This window comes from Allokutzneria multivorans (assembly GCF_039537405.1).
Taxonomy (GTDB): domain Bacteria; phylum Actinomycetota; class Actinomycetes; order Mycobacteriales; family Pseudonocardiaceae; genus Allokutzneria; species Allokutzneria multivorans.
Map to the genome: position 1 here is coordinate 17,296 of NZ_BAABAL010000021.1, position 23,854 is coordinate 41,149.

The window sequence follows — 23,854 nt, forward strand, 5'->3', positions numbered from 1 at the left end:
GGAACGATGACGGTCTCTCGTGATCAGGCGCGCCGAGGCGGTGCGCGCGAGCCGACCGGAGCGGTCGGGGCGGAGAACGACCCTGTGAAACGGTCCTGCGGAGCGAAACCCAGCGGTGCCAGCGGTTGCGGCACCGGCTCGGCGGGCGGCAGCAGTGCGAACAGCACCGGTCCGGTCGCGAGGTACCCGCGCACCGGGACGGCGTGGGCCTGCTGGCGCCCGCGCAGCGCCGGGCTGGGGTGGGCCAGCTCGGAGACGACATGGCGTGCCTGCTTGTCGCCGTCGTCGGGGGCCGAGCCGAACGCGGGGGAGGCCAGCCCGAGGGCGGCCAGCGCCGCGAGCAGGACGAGCAGCACCGACAGCACGGGGCGCTGTCGCTGGCTCGTCCGCTGCATGTGGCACACAGTAGCGGGCTAGGTCACAGCCCGTCTCCGGCCATCCGGAGTGCGTTCTCCACAGAGGACGTAGTAGAGGACTCCGGCGACCAGAGCACCGGAGAACCACGAGAAGTCTGTGTTGCCCAGGGCCTTCGCCAGTGGGCCCTGCATCAGCGGGACCGTGCCGTACTGCCACGCCCAGCCCGCCACCAGGCCCGCACCCAGGCTGACCAGGGCGCGACCGTTCACCGAGGAGGACTCCTCGTACAGATCCGTGACGACGATCTTGCCCTTGCGCAGCAGGAAGAAGTCCACCAGCACGATGCTCGCCCACGGGCTGATCCACACCAAGATCGACACCAACCAGTGGTCGAAGGCCCTCGCGAAGTCCTCTGCCTGCACGAACACCACCAGCACGGCGGAGGCGACCACCCCGGCGACCAGCGTGACCTGCCACCGCGCCGCCTTGATACCGATCGACAGCGCGGCCAGCGAGCACGAGTACAGGTTGAGGATGTTCGTCGCCACCGGCCCGTGCATGATCAGCAGCAGCACCGGCAACGCCATCGCGCCGAACGCGCCCACCACGAGCGCCGACGGATCGGTGCTGCCTCCCGTGCTCGCCAGGCAGGCGCCCAGCGCCGCGAGCCACACCGTCGGCACGTACATGCCCAGCGCGCACCCCCAGAACACCGACTTCGCCGAAGCTCCCGGCCGCACGAACCGGCTGTAGTCCGCCGAGTACGGCAACCACGTGATGCCCCAGCCGATACCGATCGCCGTGAGCAGTTGCGTGATCGCGGTGAGCTTGTCAGCGGGCTCGGTCGCCGTCGCGGCGGTCCAGTTCAGGTCCGCCTGGCTCAGCGCGAGCACCGTCATCACGGCCATCACCAGCACGGTGGCGGGCACCGTGTACTTCTCGAAGGTCCGAATCGCGTAGAAGCCGTACAGCGCGAGCCCGAGCTGCACCACCATGATGATCGCCGCGATCAGGTACTTCATCCCCGTGCCGCCGTGCACACCGAACTGGCGCAGCACCGCCATCACCAGGTCGAGCACCACCCACGTGTTCACGCCGACCCAGCCCATCGAGACCAGGCACTGCACCACGCCCGGCACGATCGCGCCGCGCCTGCCGAACGGCGCCCGCCCCAGCACCATCTGGTTCACGCCCGTGCGGTGCCCGATCACGTTGAACAGCCCGAAGACCGCGCAGCCCACCAGGTTGCCCAGCGCGATCACCGCCAGCGTCTCCGCCAGGCTCAGCCCGAGCGTGACGCCGAGCGCCCCGAGCACCCAGTTGATCGGCGCGATGTTGGCGCCCGACCAGATCCAGAACTGCTCCCACGGCGTGGAGTCGCGGTGCTCCGTGGGGATCGGCTCAATGCCGTGCGCGTCGAACGCCATCGGCACACTCTAGGGCGCTTTCTGAAGTGCGGGGGGTTTGTGGTGGTTGGAGACCTCTGGGAGGGGGGTTCGGTGTACTTGAAGACCGGCGAACCCCTCCGAGCACGTCACGCGCGCATGCGGGCCCGGTACTTGGTCGGCGTGGTGTCCACTGTGGACTGGAAGTGCGTGCGCAGTGCGGCGGCGCAGCTGAAGCCGACCGCGCGGGCGATGCCCTCCACGGGGATCTCGGTCAGCTCCAACAGCCGCTGAGCGGTCGCGATCCGCTGGCGCAGCAACCACTGCTGGGGCGACACCCCGGTCTCGGCGCGGAACCGCCTGGTGAACGTGCGCTCGGACATGTGGACGCGGGCGGCGAGCGCGCGCACGGACAGCCTCTCGTGCACGTGCCGCAGCATCCACTCGCGCAGCTCGTCCAGGCAGTAGTCGGCGTCGGCGGGCACGGGCTGCTCGATCAGCTGGGAGCGCTGGGCCCCGCGATGGCCGGGCAGCACCATGTTGCGCGCCGCGTGGTTGGCCGCCGCCACGCCGAGATCGAGGCTGATCAAGCGCAGGCACAGGTCCGTGCTGCCGCAGCCGCCGCTCGCGGTGAACACCGTTCCCGACTCCACGTACAGCACGTCGGGGTCGACCTTGATGCCGGTGAACTGCTCGCCGAGCACCTCCGCGAGCAGCCAGTGCGTCGTCGCCTCGCGGCCGTCCAGCACGCCCGCCTTCGCGAGCACGAACGCGCCGCTGCAGATCGACGCCATCCGCGTGCCCGATTCGTGGGCCTTCCGGATCTCGGCGAGCAGCGACTCGGGCACCTCGATCTGCTCGTCGTGCAGCCCGGGGCTGATGAACGTGTCGGCCTCGGCGATCAGCTCGGGGCCGCCGTGCACCTCCACGCGGAGCCCGTTCGCGGTCGGCACCGGCGCCCCGTCCAGGCTCACCTGCCGCACGCGGTAGGGCCGGGGAGGCAGGCCGTGCGGGGGTTCGTAGTCGTCGAGGCTGTACTCGAACAGCTGCCACGGCGTTGCCAGGTCGAATGCCACGGTGCCCGGCAAAGCCAGCACCACCACCTCGTGCATGGCGGAAAATCCTCCAGTGCTGACCGATTATCCACTTTTGCGGACAGCGGCACTCTAACCAGGATTACCGCAGGATTTCCACAAGCGTTTCCGCAGGTAGCTGGGATTTTCACAGTGATCAAGCTCGCATCGAAGAATTTCCAGGGATGTAGTCCGGGGGCAGTGGTCCAGTCCAGGGAAAGAAAACGTGGCCCGACTTTACGATTAGGTCGCAAAGGGGTTCGGTGATGAGACCAACAATGGCCGCAACCGAGTTCTGGGACCGGATGCTGGTGCGCGCCGCCGGTGCGGAGCCGCCCGGGTACCGGCCGACGGGCGCCGGGCTGAGGCGCGCGCTCGCCGCCCTGGAGACCGCCGTCGCGGTGCCCTCGGCGGGGGCGATCCACCCCTGTGAGAGCTACGTGGTCACCGAGGAGGCCGACGGGATCGCGGTCTTCCACGTGGACGCGGCGCGCAGGCGCTGTTCTCGCATCGCGGTGCCGCACTCGGTCACGCTCGCACTGGCCGCCGCCGGGCTCCCGGTCCTCGCCGAGGCGGGCGCGCACGTGATCGTCGTGGTGCGGCCGTGGCTGTCCATGCGCAAGTACGGGGATCGGGGGTACCTCTACTGCCAGCTCGACGCGGCGCACCTGGCCACCAACCTGCTCGGTGTCGCGGGGGAGTTCGGCGACGCGGAGCTGCGACTGCGGATCAACCGGGGACCGCTCGCACTCCTGCTCGGCCTCGCCGACAGCTGCCGCGAGGCGCATTCGGTGGTGACACTGCGGCCCTCCGGGCGTCTCATCGCCGACGCGCTGGCCGGGTGGACCGTGCAGGACCGGCGCGAAACCGTTGGCACCGCCCGGCTCGGCGCGCTGGAGGCGGCGTGCTGGTCCCAGCTCGCGCCGCTGCTCGACGAGGGGTGGAGCGGCCCGTCGTCACCGGTGCGCGCCACCGCGCTGGTCGCGCCGCACCAGCGGATCAAGCCGTCAGTGCCGTTCGGGGTCGGCGCGACGTGGGCGAGGGTGTCCAGGAACCGCTTCTCCAGCAGGGGTTTCCAGCGCGAGAGCGTCGCGGCCGAGCGGGTCGCCGACGCGCTCTCGGCGATGCAGGTGCTGCTGCCCACCGACCTGCCCGCTCAGCCCGGGGTGCACGTGAGCATGGTCGCGCGGCGCGTGGCCGGACTGCACGCGGGCACCTACCGCCTCACCGGGGAGGGGAAGCGGCGGCTGCCCGGCACGCTCAGCGACCTGCTGGTGTCGAGGTTGTGCATGGGGCAGAAGCACATCGGTGACGCCGCCGCGATCGTCCTGCTGCACGCCGCGCGCGCCGATCTCGTCGATTCCCGGCGCCTGCTGCGGGAACAGCTCTTCCGGGCCGGAGCGACGGCGCAGTTGCTCTACCTCGGCGCCACGGCGGCGGAGGTGGGGATCACCGCGATCGGCGGGTTCGACAGCGCGCAGTGGGCGCACGCGGCGCGGTTGCCCGGTGACCAGGAGGTGCTGTACGCGCTCGCGCTCGGGCCGGACAGCGGCGCGGGGGCGAAGCTCGACCGGCTCGCCAACGCCTACGCGCACAACGAGAACTGAGAGGACGACGTGGTACTGCCCGAAGTGTTCTCCGCCTGCCTGCGCGCGCACCCGGACCGGCTCGCGGTCTCGGACGGCGTGACCGAGCTGACCTACTCCGACCTGGACGTCGGCAGCGCCGCGCTCGCCGACCGGCTGCGCGACTGCGGCCGAGCCCGCGCGGGCGCCAGGATCGGGATCTACGCGAGCAACTCCCCGGACTACGTGCTCTGGTACGTCGCCGCGCTGCGAGCCGGTTTCGTGCCGTTCCTGATCGATGCGGCGCTCGGCGCCTCCGAGCTGGCGAGGATCAGCTACGACTGTTCGCTGAACTTCCTCGCCTACGAGGGGAAATCGGGCAAGCGCGTGCCCGGCGGTGGCGAGATCAGGCTGTCCGAGCTGGTCACGGACACCGATCCGGTGCACGAACTGCTGCCCGGAACCGAGGTGTGCAGGTTCACCTCCGGTTCGACCGGCAAGCCCAACTGCGTCGAGTTCTCCGGCGCGGCCGTGGCCAACGCGGCGACCAACTGGGTCGCGGGAACCGGGCTCACCGCCGAGGACCGGACGTTGTGCTTCGCCGGACTGTCCAACGGTTTGGCGTTCAACACCTCTTTGCTGGCAACGTTTCTCGCCGGGGCATCGCTGCACTTCGCACGCGGACTGCCGACCGCGAGCGCGGTGCTCCGCCGACTCGACGAGACCGGGGCGACCCGCCTCGTCGGCTTCCCCGCGCTCTACGACTCGTTGGTGCGAAGGGGAATCCGCAAGCTCGACGTGCAGTTGGCGATCTCGTCGGGCGCTCCGCTGTCCGCGCACACGAAGGCCGCGCTGCCGGGGATCAGCGACTACTACGGCATCGCCGAGACCGGCCCGCTCACCTTCGCCCGAGTACCCGTGGACGGACTGGGGAAGCCGCTGCCCGGCGTGCGGTTGAAGGTCGGCGAGGACGGCGTGTCGGTGCACAGCGAGTCCATGGCTTCGCGCTACCTCAACGCGCCTGGACTGTTCGAGTCGCGTGTGGACGCGGACGGGTTCTACCGCACCGGCGACGAGGGCCACCTGCGCGACGGAGAGCTGGTGCTCACCGGCAGATCGGCTCGCACGATCAACATCGGCGGTCGCAAGGTCGACCCCGTCGAGGTCTCCGACGTGCTGCTGACTGCGGCGGACGTCCGCGCGGCCGTGGTCTTCGAGGAGGCCGACACCAACGGGGACCCGGTGATCGTCGCCGTGGTCGCCGGTGAGTCCACTGTGGACCTCCGAGCGCACTGCCGGGCCCGGCTGCCCGGGTACAAGGTCCCCGCGCGCGTCCACCTCGTGCCGGAGATCCCGGCCAACTCCATCGGCAAACCGGCGATGGAGGCCGTACGGGCGCTGGCCGCCCTCAGCTCAGGAGTCGTCGATGGACCTGCGTGATCACCTGACCCGCCTCGTCGTGGAGTCCTCCGGCGGAGCGGTCTCCCGTGCGGAGCTGGACGCGGCAGGGGGCTCGCTGACCGCGCTCGGCTACTCCTCGCTGGCCTACATGCGGCTCATCGACGCGATCGAGAACGAGCTGGGGGTCTACGTCGACCCTGACGCCGACCCGCACGTCCTGTCCACCGTGGACAAGCTCGTGGAGCACGTCGGTGGGTGAGGGCCTTGCGCTCGGCCTGATCGGCGCAACGGGCAGGCTGGGAACGGCCATCGGCCAGCTCTGCGCGGCGCGTGCGATCCCGGTGGTGCTGGAGGCTTCCTTCGGCGGCTGGCGCTCGACCGCGACGCCGTCGGTGATCGTCGACGCGAGCGCGCCGGAGGCCAACCGGCGCGTCGTCGACCACTGCCGACAGAACCGAATCCCCTTGGTGCAGTGCGTTTCCAACCTCCTGCCCGAGCAGCTGCGCGAGATGGAGTCGTTGGCAGAGGTCGTTCCCGTGGTGCGGGCGGTGAACCTCTCGCTCGCCCACCACCTCCAGCGCCGGATCGTCCGCGAGATCGCGGGGGTGCTCGGTGAGGCGGTCGGTGACGTGGAGGCCTCGGTCTTCGAGCGGCACCCGGTCACCAAGGCCCACCGGCCCAGCGCGACCGCGAGCAGGCTCGCCGACGAGTGGACGGCCGCGAGCGGGGAGCAGGTCTGGGACGTGTGTTCGCGGCGCGCCGGGCTCGCGGTCAGCGATCACGAGATCCAGTGGACGTGGGCGGCGGAAACGTTGGTGCTGCGGCACTCCGTCACCGACCTCGCCGCTGCCGCCGCCGGAGCGGTGATCGCGGCCGAATGGGCGCACGGGCGCGCTGCGGGACTGGCCTGCATGCGCGTGATCTACGACGACTACCTCGCTGATCGGAGTACTTCATGAACAGGGCCGAACAGCGCCTGGTCAACCAGATCGCGCTCGGTGCGCGGATGCTGTCCCTCGACGGGCACGACGACTTCAACCAGGGGCAGATCTCGGCTCGCGTGCAGGGCTCGGACACCTTCTTCATCAAGAACGCGCTGTGCGGCTTCGACGAGGCCGACCCCGACCAGGTGGTGCGCGCCGCGGTGGACCCGAACGCCGAGGTCCCGGCCATCGCACCACCGGAACTGCCGCTGCACCAAGGGATCTACCGGGCGCGACCGGACGTGAACGCGATCGTGCACAGCCACGCGCCGCACACGTTGATCTTCGGCGCGACCGATCTCCAGCTGCGGCCGTTGTCCCACGAGGGCTCGTACTTCGTCGACCGGCTCGGCCTGTTCACCACGACGAGCAACACGGTGCTGGACATCGAGACCGGCGACGCGATCGCCAAGGAGCTCGGTGCTGGCGAAGGAGTGCTGCTGCGCAACCACGGCGGCGTGGTCATCGGCAAGAGCGTCCGGCACGCGGCGGTGTTCGCGCAGGTGCTGGAGCGAGCGTGCCGACTTCAACTCGCGGCCGAGGCCTCCGGTGTGCCGTACACGTGGTCCAGCGAGTGGGATGTGACGCTGAAGCGCGACTTCATCTACGCCGACCTCTCCGTTCGGTCCTATTGGGACTACGCGGTCCGCCGGGTGAACAGGCACTGGCCGGAGTCCGCGAGTTGGGCGTGACCACGCGAACCCTGGTGTTCAGCCAGGCTTTCGGGAGCGTCGGCGTGTCCAGCGGCTTCGTGGTGGCGACGCTGCTGGCCGCGAACCTGGCGCCCTCGGCGAGCCTGGCCGGGCTGGCGCAGACCGCGTCCACCGCGGGATCTGCTGCCGCGGCCGGGGTTCTCGCGCTGCTCGCGACGCAGCGGGGGCGGCGGGTCGCGCTGCGCGCCGGGTACCTCGTCGGAGCTTTCGGGGCCGCGACGTGCTTGCTGGCCGCCGCTTTCGGATCGTTCTGGATGTTCGTGCTCGGCATGGTCAGCTACGGGGCCGCCTCCGCCGCGAACCTCCAGGCTCGGTACGCGGCAGCGGACAACGCCGCGCCGGAGAAGCGCGGGCGGGCGCTGTCGTTGATCGTGTGGATCACGACCATCGGCGCGGTCGTCGGCCCGAACACCGCAGGGCTCGCTTCGGCGGTGGGACTGCCCGACCTCTCCGGCAGTTATGTTTTCGCACTGGTGGGTTTCCTGGTCGCCGCAGGTGTGGTGAGCACGCTTCCTGCGACTCCCGCAAGCTCTGAAACCGTTTCGCGCAAACGTTTTCAGGGTTCTTGGCTGCCGTTGGTGTCGTTGTGCGCGGGGCACGCGGTCATGATCGCGGTGATGTCGATGACGTCGCTGCACATGAAGCACGGCGGTGCGAGCTTGGGGGCGGTGGGCTTCGTCTTCAGCGTGCACATGGCCGGGATGTACGCGTTCTCGCCGGTGTTCGGCTTCATCGCGGATCGATGGGGGACGCGGGGTACGAGCGTCCTCGGACACCTGATGTTGTTGGCGTCCTTCGGATTCTCGGCAGCCGGGTGGCTCGCGGTCGGTCTGTTGCTGCTCGGCCTCGGGTGGTCGTGCGTGCTCGTGTCGTCGTCGGTGGCGATGGAGTGTGGCGCGCAGGGCCTGTCCGACGTCCTGATGAACGTGTGCGCCGCCCTCGCCGGAGTGGGCGCGGGCGTCGTGCTGGACCAGCTCGGTTTCGTGGCGCTCAACGCGATCTGCGCCGCGCTCGTCATCCCCGTTCTGGGGTGCTACCTCCTGAGCAGGACAAGATGATTCCTTCCTACGCCCAACACCAACGACTCATCGGCGCGCGGCACACCGACTCGGTGACCAACACCGTCGCTGTCGGCCTGCGGCTGATCGGAGCGCTCGACGTCGACGCGCTGGGCCGGGCCGTCTCGGAGCTGCTGAGTCGGCACGAGGCGCTGCGCATGGTGTTCCCGACGAACGACTCCGTCGAGCTGCACGCACACAGAATTCCACTGTGGACCTTCGACGTCGAGGACCCCGAACGTGCGCTGGAGTTCTTGGCCGGCAACGCGTCCCGCCCCTTCGACCTGGCGAACGGGCCGCTGTTCCGGGTGACGTTGGTGCGCGTCGAGCCCAGGCTGCACCTGCTGGGCCTCGAACTCGACCACCAGATCACCGACGGCTGGTCCAACCGCGTGCTGGTGAACGACCTGCTGCGCGTCTACGCCGCCTTCGCCGCCGACGAGCGCCCGCCTCCGCTTCCGGAGTCCATGAGCTTCGCGAGCTTCATCCGGTCGGAACGTGAACGCGACCACGACCGTCACGTGCGCTACTGGCGCAAGCAGCTTGCCGGGATTTCCCTTGTGCCAGAATCAGGTCTGCGTGATCGAGCGGGTTCGCCCGGCGCGGGCTCGGTGTCGGTCACCACGGACGCGGCTCCCGTGGTCGGCTTCGCGCGCTCGCAGGGCGTCAGCGTCGTGCCGGTGATCACCGGGGCCGTGCAGGCGGTGACGTGGAAGCGCCGCTCGGAGCGCTCTTCAGACGTTGCGATCATGAGCTGGCTCGCCAACCGCATCGCCCCGATGGTCGATGACACCGTCGGCTACTTCGCCACGCGGACCGTCCTGCGCACGGACCTCGGCGGCGACCCCGGTTTCGTCGAGGTCGTCGACCGCGCCGCCAAGACGTTGTGGGGCGCTCTGCGGCACCAGCGCGTTCCCCACGCCTTGCTGCTGCGGCGATTGGAGCCTTCTCGCTACGGGGCGGTCTACCGGGGCGAGATCCCCTTCCTGGAGCTCAATGTTTCGCAGGACTTCGAACTGTGCCGGATTCCGGGGTTGCTGGTGGAGCGGGTCTCCGTTCCCGTGGTGCAGGCTCCCGCCGGAGGGCTGAAGATCACCGCTGGGGTTGACGGAGGTTCTCTGTGGCTGCGCCTGGTGTATCGCGAGGAACTGTTCTCCCGGGCGTGGTGCGAGGCGTTCCTGGCCGATGTGCGGGAGTACCTGGAGGCCGGGGTGCGCGATCCCGCCGTGTGCCTGGCCAGGCCCGGCTAGGACCTGTCCTGTAAGCGGTTGAGCTGCGTATTCCGGTCACGGTGTCGCCGGGGGTTGGGGTGTCTTCAAGACCACCCAACCCCTCTGTTGATCATCGTTAACCGCCGCAAACCCAGCGGCCTTGCGGGGTTTGCCGTCGTTCGAGACGGCTGGGGCGGGGGTTTGCGGGTCTTGAAGACCGGCGACCCCGATGACTTACAGGACAGGCCCTAGCTCGTTCGGGGCGCTCGCAGCGGGGGAGGTGACCCCGCTGCGAGCGTTCAGATCAACGCCAGGAGTAGATCGACGACACCTTGTCCTCATCACTGAGAAGCAGGTTGAGCACGCGGTTGCCGGTCGGATTCATGTTGTGCCGCTCTCCGCGCCCATGCGTTTCGTAGAACGCCCACCAGGTCTGGCTCGTGTTGTTGATGAACGAGGACAACCGGTTAGCGAACGTGCCACCGCCCTCGCAGGTGGGGCAGGGGACTTTGGAAAGGTCGTCGCTCCCCGGTGAGCCCTCGGGGAAGGAGATGGACCCGCCACGGCCGTCTTGGTGCTCGTACAAGCAAATCCAGCGGTCGGGGCACTTGGCCGCGGCCTCAGCGGCCTGCGCCGGAGCGGTGGCGAGCAACGTGCCCGCCACCACGCTTCCCACCACAAGCACGCGCCGTAGCAAAGAATTCCGCGTAGACATTGTTTCCCCCCTCGTGGTCAACAGTGCCCTTTCACGGTATTTCGGCTCGGGCACGCCGATGTCCACCGCTCGACTGTTGACTACGGGGCAGACCTACACGCGCCGGGCCTTGGCGAGCGACTCGGAGAGCGCGCGGAGCACGGGGGCCAGGCGGTTGTAGCTGTACGGGGTCTCGGCCGCCCAGTCGAAGACCTGCCCGGCCTTCACCGCTGGGTGGCGCGCCCACGTGGGGATCGCGTTCAGCTCGGCGCGCGGCATGGACGTGGCGGCGCGGTTGTCGACGAGGACGACATCGGCCTGGTAGCGGTCGGCCTGCTCCCAGCTGAGCGTTTCGAAGGCGTCCTTGCCCGCGTTGGGCACCACGACGTCGACACCGAGTTCCTTGAAGAGCTTGAGGTCGCCGTGGTACTCGGGGGTGGCGATGTAGAGCTTGTCCTTGGTGGCGCTGACGAAGAGCGCCTTCACACCGGACTTGGCCTTGGCGGTCAGCTCCTCGGCGGCGCGGTCGAACTCGGCCTTCGCCTGGACGACGGCGGGAGCCTTGACATCCGCGCCGAGGGCCTCGGCGAGCTTGACGAAGGACTCGATGTTGGTGCGCGCGGAGCGGCCGTTGAGCCGCAGGCCCACGATGGGCGCGACGGACTCGATGGTGGGCGTGGGCTCCTTGGGGACGTACCAGAGCTCTTCGCCGTACATCACGGTCACGAGGAGGTCCGGGCGCAGCGACAGGAACTTGTCCACGTTGAACTCGCCGTAGGTCGTGCCGACGGACTGCGTTGTGGACAGGTCGACGTTGCCGATCATGGCCTCGGCGGAGCCGTCGGGGCGCTTCTGCGGGCCGAACACGCCGACGGGCCGGATTCCCAGGTCCCACAGGGCGGCGGCGGCGGTGATCTGGGCGACGACGCGCTGCGGCCGAGCCGGGCGACCCGCCTTCTTGCCCCGGTCGTCGGTGAACTCCCACGCGGTGCCACCGGCGGTCCCGCGCGGGACGTCGCAGGCGCTCAACGCGAGCAGGCCCATGCCGCCGAGGAAGGCGCGTCGTGTCGTGTTCATGGATTTTCCCTTCACATCAACGGAAACTTCGGGCGAGCAGCCACAGCAGGACCGGGGCCCCGACCACCCCGGTCACCACCCCGACGGGCAGCTCACCGGAGGACAACAGCGTGCGCGCGATCAGATCGGCCGCCAGCACCACGACCGCGCCGACCAGGCCGGAGGTCACCATCGGCGGGACGGAAGGACGAACGAGCCGCAGCGCGATCTGCGGGGCGAGCAGCGCCACGAACGCGACGGGCCCGGCAGCGGCGGTCGCGAAGGACACGAGACCTACTCCGACCGCCATGACCGCCAGGCGCGCGGTCTGCACCGGGACGCCCAAGCCGGTCGCGGAGTCCTCGCCGAGTTCCAGGCCCGCCAACCACTTCCACAGCAGCAGCGCGGCGGGCAGGAGCACCACCACGGCGATGGCGAGCGGGTAGACGCTGCCCCACGTGCGACCGCTGAGGCTGCCGACGAGCCACACGACCGCCTGCTGCGCCTGGAACGCCCCGGACTTCAGCAGCAGGTAGTCGGTGATGCTGCCGCACAGCGCGGCCATGCCGATGCCGACGAGCACGATGCGCAAGCCGGTCGTGCCGCGCTTCCAGGACAGGGCCACCACGATGGCCGACACGACGACTCCGCCCAGCACGGCCATCGCGGACACACCGAGCCCGAAGCTCGCACCGGCTCCGGTCAGCAGCGTCGCGACGGCGAAGGTGTTCGCGCCGTCGGTCACGCCGATCACGTCGGGGCTGGCGAGCGGATTGCGCGCCAGAGCTTGGAAGAGCAGGCCGCCGACCCCGAACGCGAGCCCGATCAGCACGCCGATCAGCGCGCGCGGCAACCGGATCTCGTTGATCACCAGCAGCGCGGCCGGATCGCCGGAACCGAACAGCCCGGCGGCCACCTCGGGCACCGTCAGCGGGAAGTCGCCGATGGTGATCTCCAAGCACAGCAACAGGAACGCCGCCGCCGCGAGCAGCGAGCAGACCAGGACCGTCCTCGGCCGGGCCCTCACAGCTCAGCCACCCTGCTGCGGCGCACGAAGGCGATGAAGAACGGCGCCCCCAGTGCAGCGACGACGATGCCCACGTGCAGCTCGTCGGGATGCGCGACCAACCGCCCGAGCACGTCCGCCGCCAGCAGCAACGCGGGCGCGAGCACCGCCGACAACGCCAGCACCCACCGGTGGTCGGCCCCGCAGATCGCCCTCGCGATGTGCGGGACGACCAGGCCGACGAAGGCGATCGGGCCGCACACCGCGACGCCCGCTCCGGCGAGCAGCGTGATCGCCACGACCCCGGTCACCCGGATCAGCCCGATCCGCTGGCCGAGGCCGCGCGCGGTGTCCTCGCCGAGCGCGAGCAGGTTCATGCCGGGCGTGATCGCCGCCGCGAGCACGGCTCCCACCAGCAGGAACGGCAGCACCTGGCCGAGCGTCGCCGGGTCCTGGCCGCTGAGCGCGCCGACCGACCAGAAGCGGTAGCGGTCCAGCGTCGCCGCGTCGGCCAGCAGCAGGCTCGTCGTCACCGAACCGGCCATCGCGGTCACCCCGGCCCCGGCCAGCGCGAGCTTCGTCGGCGTCGGCCCGCCCACCCCTCGCGCGGCGAGCAGGAACACCACCACGGAGGCCGCCGCCGCGCCCGCGAAGGCGAACCAGATGTAGCCGCTGAGCGAGGTGACGCCGAGCAGTCCGGTCGAGAGCACCACGGCCAGCGAGGCGCCCGCGCTCACCCCGAGCAGTCCCGGGTCGGCGAGCGGGTTGCGCGTCAGGCCCTGCATCAGCGCGCCCGCCATGCCCAGCGCCGCGCCCACGGCCAGCCCGAACCCGGTCCTCGGCACGCGCAGGCCCCAGACGATCGCGTCGGTGGCCTCATCGCCGCCGGGGTTGGCCAGCGCCTCCAGCACGGTGCCGACGCCGAGCCACCGGCTGCCGACCATGATCGACAGCAGCGCGCACGCGGCCAGCCCGAGCAGCGCGAGCAGCAGCCCGGTCCGCCGACGGAACGTGAGAGCGTTTCCCCACTTCACCCGGTGAGGATAGCCATGCCTAACTTCGAGGTCGCGCGGCCGGGGGAGAAACTGGGGGAACTACTGGGAGCAGGACGGCCCCAGCTCGGCGACCAGGCGCGTCGGGATGACCACCACCGGGCAGTTCGCCTTGCGGATCACCGCCGCGCTCACCGAGCCCATCAGCGCCGTCATCACGTGCCCGTGCCCGTGGCTTCCGAGCACCAGCATCTCCGAGCCCTCGGCCAGCTCGGTCAGCCGCGTGCCGGCCAGCCCCGGCTCGACGACCTCGTGCACCGGGACCTCCTCGTAGCCCGCGCGGGCCCGGCGCAGCGCCTCGGCGAGCACCTCCCGGTAGACCTCGGTCTCGTCGTCCATCGGCGTGACCACCGGGATCGGCATGCTCGCCGGTGAGATTCCCGGAGGTGTCCAGAAGATCGCGGCCGTCACCGACGCGTCGCGCAGCATCGCCTCCTTGAAGGCCCAGCGCAGCGCCTGGACGCTCGGTTCCGACCCGTCGACCCCGACGACGATCGTGTTGCGGTGCGAGCAAGTGGACATGTGAGGCCTCCCTTCAGGGTTGACTAGGCCTATCACGCATCGGTGTGATCCGCAGGGGACAATCGTTCGTCCTCGATCGAAGCGTTGCGCGACTGAAGGGTGCTGAGATGGCGGCAGATGCGAGCGCTGACGTGATCGTCGTCGGAGCGGGGCTGGCCGGGCTGGTGGCTACGGCCGAACTGGCCGACGCCGGCAGGAAGGTGCTGCTGCTCGACCAGGAGCCGCCCGCCTCGCTCGGCGGGCAGGCGCACTGGTCCTTCGGCGGGTTGTTCTTCGTGGACTCCCCCGAGCAGCGCCGGATGCGCATCCGCGACTCGCACGAGCTGGCGCTGCAGGACTGGCTCGGCACCGCGGGCTTCGACCGCGATGAGGACCGGTGGCCGCGCGCGTGGGCTGAGGCCTACGTCGACTTCGCCGCCGGGGAGAAGCGCGCGTGGCTGCGCGAGCAGGGCATGAAGTTCTTCCCGGTTGTCGGCTGGGCCGAGCGCGGTGGCTATGACGCCATGGGCCACGGCAACTCCGTGCCCCGCTTCCACATCACGTGGGGTACCGGCCCCGGTGTCGTCGAGCCGTTCCTGCGCCGGGTGCGCGCGGCGATCGACAAGGGTCTGGTGGTCTTGAAGAGCCGCCACCGCGTCGACGAGCTGACCGTCACGGCCGGTGCGGTCGACGGCGTGCGCGGGCAGGTGCTGGAGCACAGCGACGTCGCACGCGGCGAGAAGAGCTCCCGCGTCGAACTGCGGCCGTTCGAGTTCTCCGCGCAGGCGGTCGTCGTGACCTCCGGCGGCATCGGCGGCAACCACGACCTCGTCCGCCGCAACTGGCCCTCGCGGCTCGGCACGCCGCCGGAGCACATGCTCAGCGGGGTGCCCGCGCACGTCGACGGCCGGATGATCGGGATCACCGAGCAAGCGGGCGGCAACGCCATCAACGGCGACCGCATGTGGCACTACACCGAGGGAATCCAGAACTGGAACCCGATCTGGCCCATGCACGGCATCCGCATCCTGCCCGGCCCGTCCTCGCTCTGGCTGGACGCGCGCGGCAAGCGGCTGCCCGTCCCGCTGTTCCCCGGCTTCGACACACTGGGGACGTTGGAGCACATCATGCGCAGCGGTTACGAGCACACGTGGTTCGTGCTGACTCAGAAGATCATCGAGAAGGAGTTCGCGCTCTCCGGCTCCGAGCAGAACCCCGACCTCACCGGCCGCAGCGTGCGCGGGGTGCTCGGCAGGGCGCTGCCCGGCGCTCCCGGGCCGGTCGAGGCGTTCAAGAAGCACGGCATCGACTTCATCGTCGAGAACGACCTGAAGACGCTCATCGCCAGGATGAACGCGCTCACCCCCGAGCCACTGCTCGACGTCGAGCAGGTCGAGCGCGAAATCCGCGCCCGCGACCGCGAGATCCTCAACCCCTTCACCAAGGACCTCCAGATCACCGCGCTGCGCGGAGCCCGGAACTACCTGGGCGACAAGCTGATCCGCGTCGCCACACCGCACCGCCTGCTCGATCCCAAGGCCGGTCCGCTGATCGCCGTGCGGTTGTCGATCATCACCCGCAAGAGCCTCGGCGGCCTGGAGACCGACCTGTCCTCCCGCGTGCTCCAAGCGTCTGGTTCGCCGCTGCCCGGCGTCTACGCGGCGGGCGAGGCGGCCGGGTTCGGCGGTGGTGGCATGCACGGATACCGCGCCCTGGAAGGAACTTTCCTCGGCGGCTGCATCTTCTCCGGCCGGGTCGCCGGGCGTGCGGCAGCGGAGGCGACGGCCTAGACCCTGTCCTGCAAGTCATCAGGTTCGCCGGTCTTCAAGACCACCCAACCCCCACCCCAACCGTCTCCAACGACGACAAACCCCGCAACACCGCAGGGTTTGCGGCGGTTAACGATGATCAACAGCGGGGTTTGCGGGTCTTGAAGACACCCCAACCCCAAGCGACACCGTGACCGGAATACCCAGCTCAACCGCTTACAGGACAGGTCCTAGCCCCGGGCTCGGTCCATCAAAAAGCTCACCATCGACGGCGTGCTCAACAACGGCAAGACCATCTACAAGTAGCCCGTTACAGCTGAACGAGGGCAGTGCACGCGCACTGCCCTCGTTCGCATCTAGAGCGGGAACCAGTGGCGCGCCAAGGCGTCCAGGCTTTTCTCGGCAGGAATGCCCAGTTCGCGCATGTACCAACCGAGGTTGCTGTACACGTGGATGATCGTCATGCCCAGCAACTGCCGTGACAGCTCCGGCCCGATATCGGTGAAGCCGTACGCTTTCAGAACTCGCTTCAGGACTCGGCCGTCACCGCGCGCGAAGAACAGGCCGACGCTGGCGAACTCGTACTCCCGCGCTCCGCGCATCGCGGGCTCGAAGTCGAACAGTCCGCTCAGCCTCCCGTCCGGTCCCACCAACAGGTGCGCCGGCATCACCTCCGTGTGCAACGGCACCGGCTCGCGTGGCGTGATCAGATCGACCGTGTCGAGGAACCCGTCAAGCTGCTCCAGCCACACCTCGTCCAGCTCGCGCTTCCGGTGGTGCTCCAGCAGCCGCGCGCGTTGGCCGATCACGACCTTGCCCCAGTCCGTCGCGGGCAGCGTCGGGACCTTTTCCTTGTGCAGCAACGCCAACGTCTCCCCGAGCTGGTCGGCGATCCCGTCGCGTTCCCGTGCGCTCAGCGTCGGCCAGACCTCGCTCAGTCCTCGGCCGCGCAGCCGCGTCATCAGGAGGTAGCCCCAGCCGTCGAGTTCGCCCGTCGCAACGACTTCAGGCGTCGGTGTGGGCAGGCGCCCGGCGAGGTCGGCGAGCACGCCCGCCTCCAGCGCGCACTCGGCTCGGTGGATCGGTGGGTAGAGCTTGAGAACGAGATCGTCGACGGCGTACACCGGGAGCGAGCCGTCCTCGAAGCGGAGCGGGCGCCCGCTGATCCCGTGGCGGTCGAGGATCGCGGTGACGCCGGGGAGGAGGACCGCGTCGTCGTCGGTGCTCTCAGGCGGGAACAAGCTCATGGGCGGACGGTAGTGGCGGTGCTGGTGCGGGGCTAGCGATTTGGCGCGCCCCAGGTCACCAGATCACTGGTAGCTCGCGCACGCGCTCGGTGAACGCGGTGCCCTCAGTGCGCAGGTCGTCGTTGTTCCCGGCTGATCGGAGCGCGGGAAAACGGAGGGGGAGTGCGCTGAAGACCTCGGCCAGCTCCAGGCGGGCCAGCGGTGCGCCGACGCAGTGCCAGGGTCCGTGCCCGAAGGACAGGTGCGGGTTCGGCGTGCGCGTGATGTCGAAGCGCTGCGGCTCAGGGAAGGCGTCACTGTCCACATTGGCCTGGCCGAGGTCGAACAGGACCGCGTCGCCCCGCGCCACCGCCGCGTCGCCGAGCCGGATGTCCTGCCTCGCGTAGCGGGGGAAGGTGGTGCCGCCCGCCTCGGTGAACCGGAGGATCTCCTCCACCGCCGACGGTGCCAGCTCAGGGTGCTCGATGAGCAGGCGCCACTGGTCGCGGTGCTCGGAGAACAACAGGACGCCGGTGTCCACGGCTACCGCCGCGCTGTCGTAGCCCGCGAAGAGCAGCATCGCGGCCATGCCTGCGACGTCCTCGTCCTCCAGACCCGCCGCGAGCAACCCGGAAACCAGGTCGTCGCCGGGCTCGTCGTGCTTGGCGCGGACCAGGGTGATCAGGTACGCCGTCAGCTCCTCTTGGCCGGTGTCGGCGTTGGAGCGCTCGGTGGTGTCCCCCATGGCGTCCACCAGGCGCCTGAAGATGTCGTGGTCGGAGGACGGCACGCCGAGCAGGGCGCACAGGACGCGGGCCGACAACGGCGCGGACAGCTGGCCGTGCAGATCGGCCGCTCCGTCGGTGAAGGTGTCCAGCAGATCGTGCACCAGCCCGCGCACGTCGTCCTGAAGCGCGGCGATCCGTCGCCCGGAGAAGAACGGCGCGAGCAGGGAACGCATGCCCATGTGCTCGGTGTGCTCGTCCTCGTGCGAGTACAGCAGGGACGGGCCGAGCAGCTGGTGGTCCTCGACGCGCGGCGCGTTCTCCGGGTCGTGGTGGGTCAGGCCGAGTCTTCGGTCCGTGTAGCCGGAGCGGACCTCCGCGTGCCCTGTCACCAGCCAGGCCGGATCGCCCGCAGGGGTACGAACGCGTCTGATCGCCACTGTCCCTCCTTGTATACTCTGGTTTGTATACTCTGAAATATACATGCTGGAGTCTACGATGGTTCGGTGACGACTGGGAAGCCCCGGATGGCGCGGGCGCAGCGCCGCGAGCAGATCCTCGCCGCCGCCACGAAAGCGTTCTCCCGCACCGGGTTCGCCGCGACCAGCCTGGAGGACATCGCGGCCGAGGCCGAGGTCAGCCGGATGATCCTCTACCGGCACTTCGAGTCGAAGGGTGAGCTGTTCCGGGCCGCGCTCGATCGCGCCTTGGAGCGGATGACGGCGGCGACCGACGTCGAGGTCGGCGCACGCAGCGTCAGCGCGCTCGTGAGGTGGGCCGCCGCCGAGCCCGCGGAGTTCCTCGTGCTGTTCTGCTGGTCGGAGCGGGAACCGGAGCACGCGGAACGAGCCGTGCGGGTGCGTGAGGCGATGGAGTCCGAGGTGCGCGAGCGCATCGCGCGCGACGCCGGGCACGGGCCGTGGTCGCGGTGGGCCGCCCGGCTGGCCGTGGCGACCTGCCTGGAGGCCATCATGCTGTGGCTGCGGGAATCGGCGCCCGAGCCCGACGCGGCGATCGAGCGGATCACCCGGATCGTGACGTCCATCGTGGACTCGGCAGGCGGGGCGCCCGAGCTGACCTGAACGGCGCCAGGGCTGCCGGGCCGGCCACCGGTCAGGACCTGTCCCGCACGTGGTTGAGCCGAGTGTTCCGATCACGGTGCCGCTGGGGTCGAGGTGTCTTCAAGACCACCGAACCCCCCTGTTGATCATCGTTAACCGCCGCACACCCAGCAGCTTCACGAGGTTTGCCGTCGTTGAAGACCGCTGGGGCGGGGGTTGGTGGGTCTTGAAGACCGCCGAACCCGGCGACGTGCAGGACGGGCGCTAGTCCGCCTTGTCGAGGAGGAGCAGGGTGCCGAAGATGAGCCTCGCTGGAAGGTAGCCGCGGTGGCGCAGTCGTGGGATCAGCGCTCGTCCGATCGACTCCATCTCGGCGTCCTTGTCGCGGTTTCCGCGCAGTGTGAGCTCGACCCCGGCGCGGGTGCGGAGCGGCGAGGGTCTCGGTGAGGTCGTCGAGCGGGAGGTCGTCCACGGCTGACTGCAAGCGTGCGCGGAGGTCGCGGATGGAGGAGACCATGGCGTCACAGCCCCGAAATCGCGTGCTTCGTGCACGTCGTCAAGGCGTGCGCGGGCCGAGGCGACCCGGAGCAGTGGAATCTCCTGGCTGACGGCGCGCAGTCCTGCCCGCACCTCTTCGAGTTCGGTCATCGACTCCCACGCGTCCCACCCGATGTGCCACCGCAAGATGGCCCAGACCGGGGGAGAAAAAGAGGGCGCCCACCGGAGTGGACGCCCTCTCGCGTTACTTCTTGGCCTTCGCCTTTGCCGGTTTGGCCTTCTTGGGTTTGGCCGGTTCCTGCGAAACGGCCTCCGCCGCCGGAGCGGACTCCGGCTTCTTCACGGCCTTCGCCGCTGCCTTGACGGACGCGGCGGGCTTCTTCGGCGCCGCGCGACCACGGACCACCTTGGGCAGCGCCCGCAGCGTCTCCTCGTAGGTCTCGTCGGGGTCGAGCCTGCGCAGCTCCTCGGCGAGGCAGTCGCGGACCGGGCGCCGTTGCAGCGCGACGCGGCGGTCGGGCTGGCCGGGCTGGTCGAGCGTGCCGACCTTGCCGTCGGGGCGGACCAGCGCGACGGCACCGGAGCGGCGCTCCAGCACCGCGGAGACGATGCCCTGGCCGGAGCTGGCCTTGGCGCGCGTCACCGGGATCTTCAGCCGCGCCGACAGCCACGCCGCGAGCAGGTCCGTCGACGGCGAGTCGGCCTCGCCGGAGACGGTTGCCGCGGTGACCTTCTCGTGGGGCGGCAGGTCCAGCGCGGCGGCCAACAGGGCCCGCCACGAGGTCAGCCGTGTCCACGCGAGGTCGGTGTCACCGTCCACATAGGACTCGCGACGCTGGTCGAGCGCCTTGATCGGGTTGCGCTCGGCGGCCGCGTCGGTGATCCGGCGCTGAGCCAGCGCGCCGATCGGGTCCTGCGCAGGGTTCTCCGGGGACTCGAACGGCCACCACGCCACCACGGGGGCGTCGGGCAGCAGCAGCGGCACCACGCACCCAGCGCCCTCGTCGGCAAGCGGACCGTAGAGCCGCAGCACCACGACCTCGCTCGCCCCCGCGTCGCCGCCGACCCGGACCTGGGCGTCCAGGCGGGCTGCGGCCTTGCGGGCACCACGGGCCAGCACGATCACCCGGCACGGGTGCTCGCGGCTGGCGTCGTTGGCCGCGTCGATGGCCTCCTCGGTGCGCGCGCCGTCGTCGGTGACGATGACCAGGGTGAGCACCCGGCCCAGCGCCACCGCTCCGCCCTGCTCGCGCAGCTCGACCAGCTTCTTGTTGACCTTCGAGGTCGTGGTGGATGGCAGGTCGATGATCATGGCCGCCTCCAGTGACGTCCGGTGCGGGCCATCATCGCGTCGGCGGACGCTGGACCCCACGTTCCCGCCTTGTAGTCGTCGGGCCTGCCCTTCGCCGCCCAGTGCTTGAGCACCGGGTCGAGGATCTTCCAGGACAGCTCGACCTCATCGTTCATCGGGAACAGCGAGGGCTCGCCGAGCAGCACGTCCAGCAGCAGCCGCTCGTAGGCCTCCGGCGAGGACTCGGTGAACGCGTGCCCGTAGCCGAAGTCCATGGTCACGTCGCGGATCTGCATCGCGGTGCCGGGCACCTTCGAGCCGAAGCGCAGCGTGATGCCCTCGTCCGGCTGCACGCGGATCACCAGGGCGTTCTCGCCGAGCTCCTCGGTGGCCGTGGAGTCGAACGGCAGGTGCGGGGCGCGCTTGAACACCACCGCGATCTCGGTGACGCGGCGGCCCAGCCGCTTGCCGGTGCGCAGGTAGAACGGCACCCCGGCCCAGCGGCGGGTGTTCACCTCCAGCTCGACCGCGGCGAAGGTCTCGGTGGTCGAGTCGGGGGAGAAGCCCTCCTCCTCCACCAGACCGAGCACCTTCTGGCCGCCCTGCCAGCCACCGGTGTACTGCCCGCGCGAGGTGGTCTCCTCCAGCGGGCCCGCCGGGCGGGTCGCCGAGAGCACCTTGACCTTCTCCGCACGCAGCGCCGCCGGGTCGAAGGAGACGGGCTCCTCCATCGCGGTCAGCGCCAGCAGCTGGAGCAGGTGGTTCTGGATCACATCGCGCGCCGCGCCGATGCCGTCGTAGTAGCCCGCGCGCCCGCCGAGGCCGATGTCCTCGGCCATGGTGATCTGCACGTGGTCGACGTAGTTGGAGTTCCAGATCGGCTCGAACAGCTGGTTCGCGAAGCGCAGCGCCAGGATGTTCTGGACCGTCTCCTTGCCGAGGTAGTGGTCGATGCGGAACACCGAGTCCTCGGGGAAGACCTCGTTCACCACGCGGTTGAGGTCCTTGGCCGTGGCCAGGTCCGAACCGAACGGCTTCTCGATCACCACGCGGCGCCACTGGTCCGGGTTCTGCGCCGACAGGCCCGAGCGGGCCAGCTGGCGGCAGACCGCCGGGAACGCGCCCGGCGGGATGGACAGGTAGAACGCGTGGTTGCCGCCGGTGCCCCGGACCCGGTCCAGGTCTCCGATGGTCTCGACCAGCTTGTCGAAGGCCTCGTCGTCGTCGAAGCTGCCCTGCACGAAGCGGCAGCCCTCGGCGAGGGAGTCCCAGACCTCCTGCCGGAACGGCGTGCGGGCGTGCTGCTTGACCGCCTCGTACACCACCTGCTCGAAGTCCTGGTCGGCCCACTCCCGCCGGGCGAAGCCGGTGAGCGCGAAGCCCGGCGGCAGCAGCCCCCGGTTGGCCAGGTCGTAGATCGCCGGCATCAGCTTCTTGCGGCTGAGGTCACCGGTCACGCCGAAGATCACCAGGCCGCAGGGCCCGGCGATCCTGGGAAGTCGCTTGTCCCGCTCATCGCGCAGCGGGTTGCGCCAGGTCTTGGCACTCACAGCGAGTCCTGCACCGCCTTCACCAGGTGGACCAGGCCCTCTGCCCGGTCGGTGAGGTGCAGGCGCAGCACCGGACGACCGTGCTCGGCGAGCACCTGTCCGTCGCCGAGCGCCTGCGCCTTCTGCAGCACGCCAAGGGTGTACGGGCGGTCCGGCACCTCCAGGTCCTCCGGCGAGTAGCCGGTGATCTGCAGGAACACGGCGTTCTGGTGACCGCCCTTGTGGTACTGGCCCGTGGAGTGCAGGAACCGGGGACCCCAGCCGAAGGTGGTCTGGAGCCCGGTCCGCCGCGCGATCTCCTTGCGCAGCAACGCGATCGAGGCGTCGTCGAGCCGGTCGAGGTAGGCCTGGATCGAGATGTAGCCGTGCTCGGGGGCCGCGTCGACGAGCGCCTTGAGCGCCGCGCCGACGGTCTCGGTCTCCGGCGAGAACAGCGTGTCCGCCCAGCCCGCCGCGTCGCCCGCGAGGCCGGAGGCGTACACGTCGATCGGACCGTCCGAAATGGCCGGTGCCGCCATAGTTCTGTCGAACGGAGCGGCTGTGTCTGATGTCGACTCGGCGGGACTACGTACCTCGTCGAGCAGCGCGCGCGCCGCCTTCTTCGCCGCTTCGACGTCGGGCTGGTCGAACGGGTTGATCCCGAGCAGCCTGCCCGCAGCGGCGGTCGCGTACTCCCACAACAGGAACTGGCCGCCGAGCGAGCCGGAGACCGCGACGGCCGCCGCTCCCGCCGCGCCGCCGATGCTGACCGGCGTGGCGTCCTCGCCCGCGTCGGCGAAGCCCGGCGCGTCGATGCCCTCGACGACGACCGGCAGCAGGCCGGTGCCCTCCTTGCCGGTGGACTCGGCGATCAGCTGCTCAGCCCAGTCGCCGAAGCCCTTGATGCCCGAGCCCGCGTCAGCGATGACGACCTTCTCCGCGCCGCGCGCGTGCGCGGCCGAGAACGCGGAAGCCAGCACCAGCGCCGGGTTGTCGACGGAGTCCGCCGACAGCGCCGGAGCCGCCGAAGCGGCGTCGTCGAGCAGCGTCGCGATGTCCGCGCCGGCCAGACCGCTCGGCACCAGACCGAAAGCGGTCAGCGCCGAGTAGCGGCCACCCACGTGCGGGTCGGCAAGGAAGACCTTGCGGTAGCCCGCCTCGGCCGAGGCCTTGGCCAGCGGGGAACCGGGGTCGGTGACGACGACGATGCGCGAGGCAGCGTCGATTCCCTTGTCCCGGAACGCCTTTTCGAACACGCGGCGGTGGCTGTCGGTCTCCACCGTGCCGCCGGACTTCGAGGAGACCACGAGCACCGTGCGCTCCAGGTCCCCGGCGAGCGCGTCAGCCACCTGCGCGGGGTCGGTGGTGTCCAGCACGACGAGCGGAACTCCGGCCGTCGCGCAGATCACCTCCGGCGCCAGCGAGGAGCCGCCCATGCCCGCGAGCACGACCCGGTCCACGCCCTCGCCGTGCAGGTCGGCGCGCAGGGCGTCGATCTCGGCGAGCAGCGGGCGGGAGGTCTCGTGCAGCGTGGTCCAGGACAGCCGGATGGAGGCCTCGGACTCGGCGGCCGGGCCCCACAGCGTGGCGTCCCCTGCCGTCAGCTTGCTCGCGAACTGGTCCGAAACCAGCCTGTCCACCAGCGGAGCGGCCTCGGCCGTCAGTCCACTGTGGACGAGTGTGACCGAAATGTCAGTCAT

23 protein-coding genes are annotated in these 23,854 nt (G+C 70.1%); 9 read left to right on the forward strand and 14 right to left on the reverse strand.

The annotated features are described in order from the left end of the window. Positions 1–23: 23 nt before the first annotated feature. From ABD798_RS33180 to ABD798_RS33190, 3 genes are all read right to left on the reverse strand, one after another. Positions 24–395 carry a hypothetical protein gene (locus ABD798_RS33180; protein ID WP_344884081.1) on the reverse strand — a complete coding sequence of 124 codons (372 nt, stop codon included), beginning with the start codon at positions 393–395 and terminating at the stop codon, positions 24–26. 18 nt (positions 396–413) lie between these two features. Further along, the gene (locus ABD798_RS33185) at positions 414–1,784 is read right to left on the reverse strand and encodes a cytosine permease (RefSeq protein ID WP_344884084.1); all 1,371 of its coding nucleotides are present in this window, start codon (positions 1,782–1,784) and stop codon (positions 414–416) included. A 107-nt stretch (positions 1,785–1,891) separates the two neighbouring features. Next, positions 1,892–2,854: a GlxA family transcriptional regulator gene (locus ABD798_RS33190; protein ID WP_344884086.1), complete on the reverse strand. Its 963-nt coding sequence runs from the start codon at positions 2,852–2,854 to the stop codon at positions 1,892–1,894. A 239-nt stretch (positions 2,855–3,093) separates the two neighbouring features. On the opposite strand from ABD798_RS33190, the gene ABD798_RS33195 reads away from it, so the two are divergent. The 7 genes from ABD798_RS33195 to ABD798_RS33225 are packed head-to-tail and all read left to right on the forward strand — an operon-like array spanning position 3,094 to position 9,785. Continuing rightward, entirely contained in the window at positions 3,094–4,422 is a 1,329-nt protein-coding gene (locus ABD798_RS33195) for a nitroreductase family protein (protein ID WP_344884089.1), read from the forward strand. 9 nt (positions 4,423–4,431) lie between these two features. Continuing rightward, the gene (locus tag ABD798_RS33200; protein ID WP_344884092.1) at positions 4,432–5,820 is read left to right on the forward strand and encodes a class I adenylate-forming enzyme family protein; all 1,389 of its coding nucleotides are present in this window, start codon (positions 4,432–4,434) and stop codon (positions 5,818–5,820) included. Further along, positions 5,807–6,040, forward strand: coding sequence for a phosphopantetheine-binding protein (locus tag ABD798_RS33205; protein WP_344884095.1), 234 nt, complete (start codon positions 5,807–5,809; stop codon positions 6,038–6,040). The genes ABD798_RS33200 and ABD798_RS33205 overlap by 14 nt, the downstream gene beginning before the upstream one ends. Then, complete coding sequence (locus ABD798_RS33210) at positions 6,033–6,740, forward strand: dihydrodipicolinate reductase C-terminal domain-containing protein (RefSeq protein WP_344884098.1); 708 nt, start codon at positions 6,033–6,035, stop codon at positions 6,738–6,740. Before ABD798_RS33205 ends, ABD798_RS33210 begins: the two co-directional genes overlap by 8 nt. Beyond that, a complete protein-coding gene (locus ABD798_RS33215; protein WP_344884101.1) occupies positions 6,737–7,456 on the forward strand; it encodes a class II aldolase/adducin family protein in 720 nt (239 codons plus the stop codon). Before ABD798_RS33210 ends, ABD798_RS33215 begins: the two co-directional genes overlap by 4 nt. Next, complete coding sequence (locus ABD798_RS33220) at positions 7,453–8,535, forward strand: MFS transporter (protein ID WP_344884104.1); 1,083 nt, start codon at positions 7,453–7,455, stop codon at positions 8,533–8,535. Before ABD798_RS33215 ends, ABD798_RS33220 begins: the two co-directional genes overlap by 4 nt. After that, positions 8,532–9,785 (forward strand): condensation domain-containing protein, encoded by a 1,254-nt coding sequence (locus ABD798_RS33225; protein ID WP_344884106.1) that lies wholly within the window; start codon positions 8,532–8,534, stop codon positions 9,783–9,785. Before ABD798_RS33220 ends, ABD798_RS33225 begins: the two co-directional genes overlap by 4 nt. 265 nt (positions 9,786–10,050) lie before the next feature. On the opposite strand, the gene ABD798_RS33230 is transcribed toward ABD798_RS33225, so the two are convergent. From ABD798_RS33230 to ABD798_RS33250, 5 genes are all read right to left on the reverse strand, one after another. Then, positions 10,051–10,431: a peptidase inhibitor family I36 protein gene (locus tag ABD798_RS33230; RefSeq protein ID WP_344884111.1), complete on the reverse strand. Its 381-nt coding sequence runs from the start codon at positions 10,429–10,431 to the stop codon at positions 10,051–10,053. A gap of 123 nt (positions 10,432–10,554) precedes the next feature. Further along, positions 10,555–11,517 carry an ABC transporter substrate-binding protein gene (locus tag ABD798_RS33235; protein WP_344884114.1) on the reverse strand — a complete coding sequence of 321 codons (963 nt, stop codon included), beginning with the start codon at positions 11,515–11,517 and terminating at the stop codon, positions 10,555–10,557. A 16-nt stretch (positions 11,518–11,533) separates the two neighbouring features. Further along, positions 11,534–12,523: a FecCD family ABC transporter permease gene (locus tag ABD798_RS33240; RefSeq protein WP_344884117.1), complete on the reverse strand. Its 990-nt coding sequence runs from the start codon at positions 12,521–12,523 to the stop codon at positions 11,534–11,536. Next, positions 12,520–13,536: a FecCD family ABC transporter permease gene (locus ABD798_RS33245; protein WP_344884120.1), complete on the reverse strand. Its 1,017-nt coding sequence runs from the start codon at positions 13,534–13,536 to the stop codon at positions 12,520–12,522. Before ABD798_RS33245 ends, ABD798_RS33240 begins: the two co-directional genes overlap by 4 nt. Positions 13,537–13,596: 60 nt before the next feature. Beyond that, positions 13,597–14,076: a universal stress protein gene (locus ABD798_RS33250; RefSeq protein ID WP_344884123.1), complete on the reverse strand. Its 480-nt coding sequence runs from the start codon at positions 14,074–14,076 to the stop codon at positions 13,597–13,599. Between the two features lie 107 nt (positions 14,077–14,183). On the opposite strand from ABD798_RS33250, the gene ABD798_RS33255 reads away from it, so the two are divergent. Next, a complete protein-coding gene (locus ABD798_RS33255; RefSeq protein WP_344884126.1) occupies positions 14,184–15,845 on the forward strand; it encodes an FAD-binding dehydrogenase in 1,662 nt (553 codons plus the stop codon). Positions 15,846–16,180: 335 nt separating this feature from the next. Here ABD798_RS33255 and ABD798_RS33260 read toward each other — a convergent pair whose 3' ends face one another. Together ABD798_RS33260 and ABD798_RS33265 are read right to left on the reverse strand one after the other, a co-directional pair. After that, positions 16,181–17,071, reverse strand: a complete 891-nt coding sequence (locus ABD798_RS33260) for a phosphotransferase (protein ID WP_344884129.1) — start codon at positions 17,069–17,071, stop codon at positions 16,181–16,183. A gap of 55 nt (positions 17,072–17,126) precedes the next feature. Further along, positions 17,127–18,215, reverse strand: a complete 1,089-nt coding sequence (locus tag ABD798_RS33265; RefSeq protein WP_344884132.1) for a cytochrome P450 — start codon at positions 18,213–18,215, stop codon at positions 17,127–17,129. A 66-nt stretch (positions 18,216–18,281) separates the two neighbouring features. Between ABD798_RS33265 and ABD798_RS33270 the strand changes: the two genes are divergently transcribed. Continuing rightward, a complete protein-coding gene (locus ABD798_RS33270; protein ID WP_344884135.1) occupies positions 18,282–18,857 on the forward strand; it encodes a TetR/AcrR family transcriptional regulator in 576 nt (191 codons plus the stop codon). Positions 18,858–19,100: 243 nt separating this feature from the next. Here ABD798_RS33270 and ABD798_RS33275 read toward each other — a convergent pair whose 3' ends face one another. The 4 genes from ABD798_RS33275 to ABD798_RS33290 form a co-directional block, all read right to left on the reverse strand. Then, a complete protein-coding gene (locus tag ABD798_RS33275) occupies positions 19,101–19,484 on the reverse strand; it encodes a hypothetical protein (protein WP_344884138.1) in 384 nt (127 codons plus the stop codon). 94 nt (positions 19,485–19,578) lie between these two features. Then, positions 19,579–20,646 (reverse strand): glucose-6-phosphate dehydrogenase assembly protein OpcA, encoded by a 1,068-nt coding sequence (gene opcA, locus ABD798_RS33280; RefSeq protein WP_344884141.1) that lies wholly within the window; start codon positions 20,644–20,646, stop codon positions 19,579–19,581. Then, on the reverse strand, positions 20,643–22,175 hold the full coding sequence (gene zwf / locus ABD798_RS33285) for a glucose-6-phosphate dehydrogenase (RefSeq protein ID WP_344884144.1): 1,533 nt from the start codon (positions 22,173–22,175) through the stop codon (positions 20,643–20,645). Before zwf ends, opcA begins: the two co-directional genes overlap by 4 nt. Beyond that, a complete protein-coding gene (locus tag ABD798_RS33290; protein WP_344884147.1) occupies positions 22,172–23,854 on the reverse strand; it encodes a glucose-6-phosphate isomerase in 1,683 nt (560 codons plus the stop codon). Before ABD798_RS33290 ends, zwf begins: the two co-directional genes overlap by 4 nt.

Coding starts and splice junctions, on each gene's coding strand:
- ABD798_RS33235 (WP_344884114.1), bottom strand. CDS start 11,517: ATGAACACGACACGACGCGCCTTCCTCGGCGGCATGGGCCTGCTCGCG.
- ABD798_RS33215 (WP_344884101.1), top strand. CDS start 6,737: ATGAACAGGGCCGAACAGCGCCTGGTCAACCAGATCGCGCTCGGTGCG.
- ABD798_RS33225 (WP_344884106.1), top strand. CDS start 8,532: ATGATTCCTTCCTACGCCCAACACCAACGACTCATCGGCGCGCGGCAC.
- ABD798_RS33190 (WP_344884086.1), bottom strand. CDS start 2,854: ATGCACGAGGTGGTGGTGCTGGCTTTGCCGGGCACCGTGGCATTCGAC.
- ABD798_RS33180 (WP_344884081.1), bottom strand. CDS start 395: ATGCAGCGGACGAGCCAGCGACAGCGCCCCGTGCTGTCGGTGCTGCTC.
- ABD798_RS33255 (WP_344884126.1), top strand. CDS start 14,184: ATGGCGGCAGATGCGAGCGCTGACGTGATCGTCGTCGGAGCGGGGCTG.
- ABD798_RS33185 (WP_344884084.1), bottom strand. CDS start 1,784: ATGGCGTTCGACGCGCACGGCATTGAGCCGATCCCCACGGAGCACCGC.
- ABD798_RS33205 (WP_344884095.1), top strand. CDS start 5,807: ATGGACCTGCGTGATCACCTGACCCGCCTCGTCGTGGAGTCCTCCGGC.
- opcA (WP_344884141.1), bottom strand. CDS start 20,646: ATGATCATCGACCTGCCATCCACCACGACCTCGAAGGTCAACAAGAAG.
- ABD798_RS33275 (WP_344884138.1), bottom strand. CDS start 19,484: ATGACCGAACTCGAAGAGGTGCGGGCAGGACTGCGCGCCGTCAGCCAG.
- ABD798_RS33290 (WP_344884147.1), bottom strand. CDS start 23,854: ATGACTGACATTTCGGTCACACTCGTCCACAGTGGACTGACGGCCGAG.
- ABD798_RS33195 (WP_344884089.1), top strand. CDS start 3,094: ATGGCCGCAACCGAGTTCTGGGACCGGATGCTGGTGCGCGCCGCCGGT.
- ABD798_RS33260 (WP_344884129.1), bottom strand. CDS start 17,071: ATGAGCTTGTTCCCGCCTGAGAGCACCGACGACGACGCGGTCCTCCTC.
- ABD798_RS33250 (WP_344884123.1), bottom strand. CDS start 14,076: ATGTCCACTTGCTCGCACCGCAACACGATCGTCGTCGGGGTCGACGGG.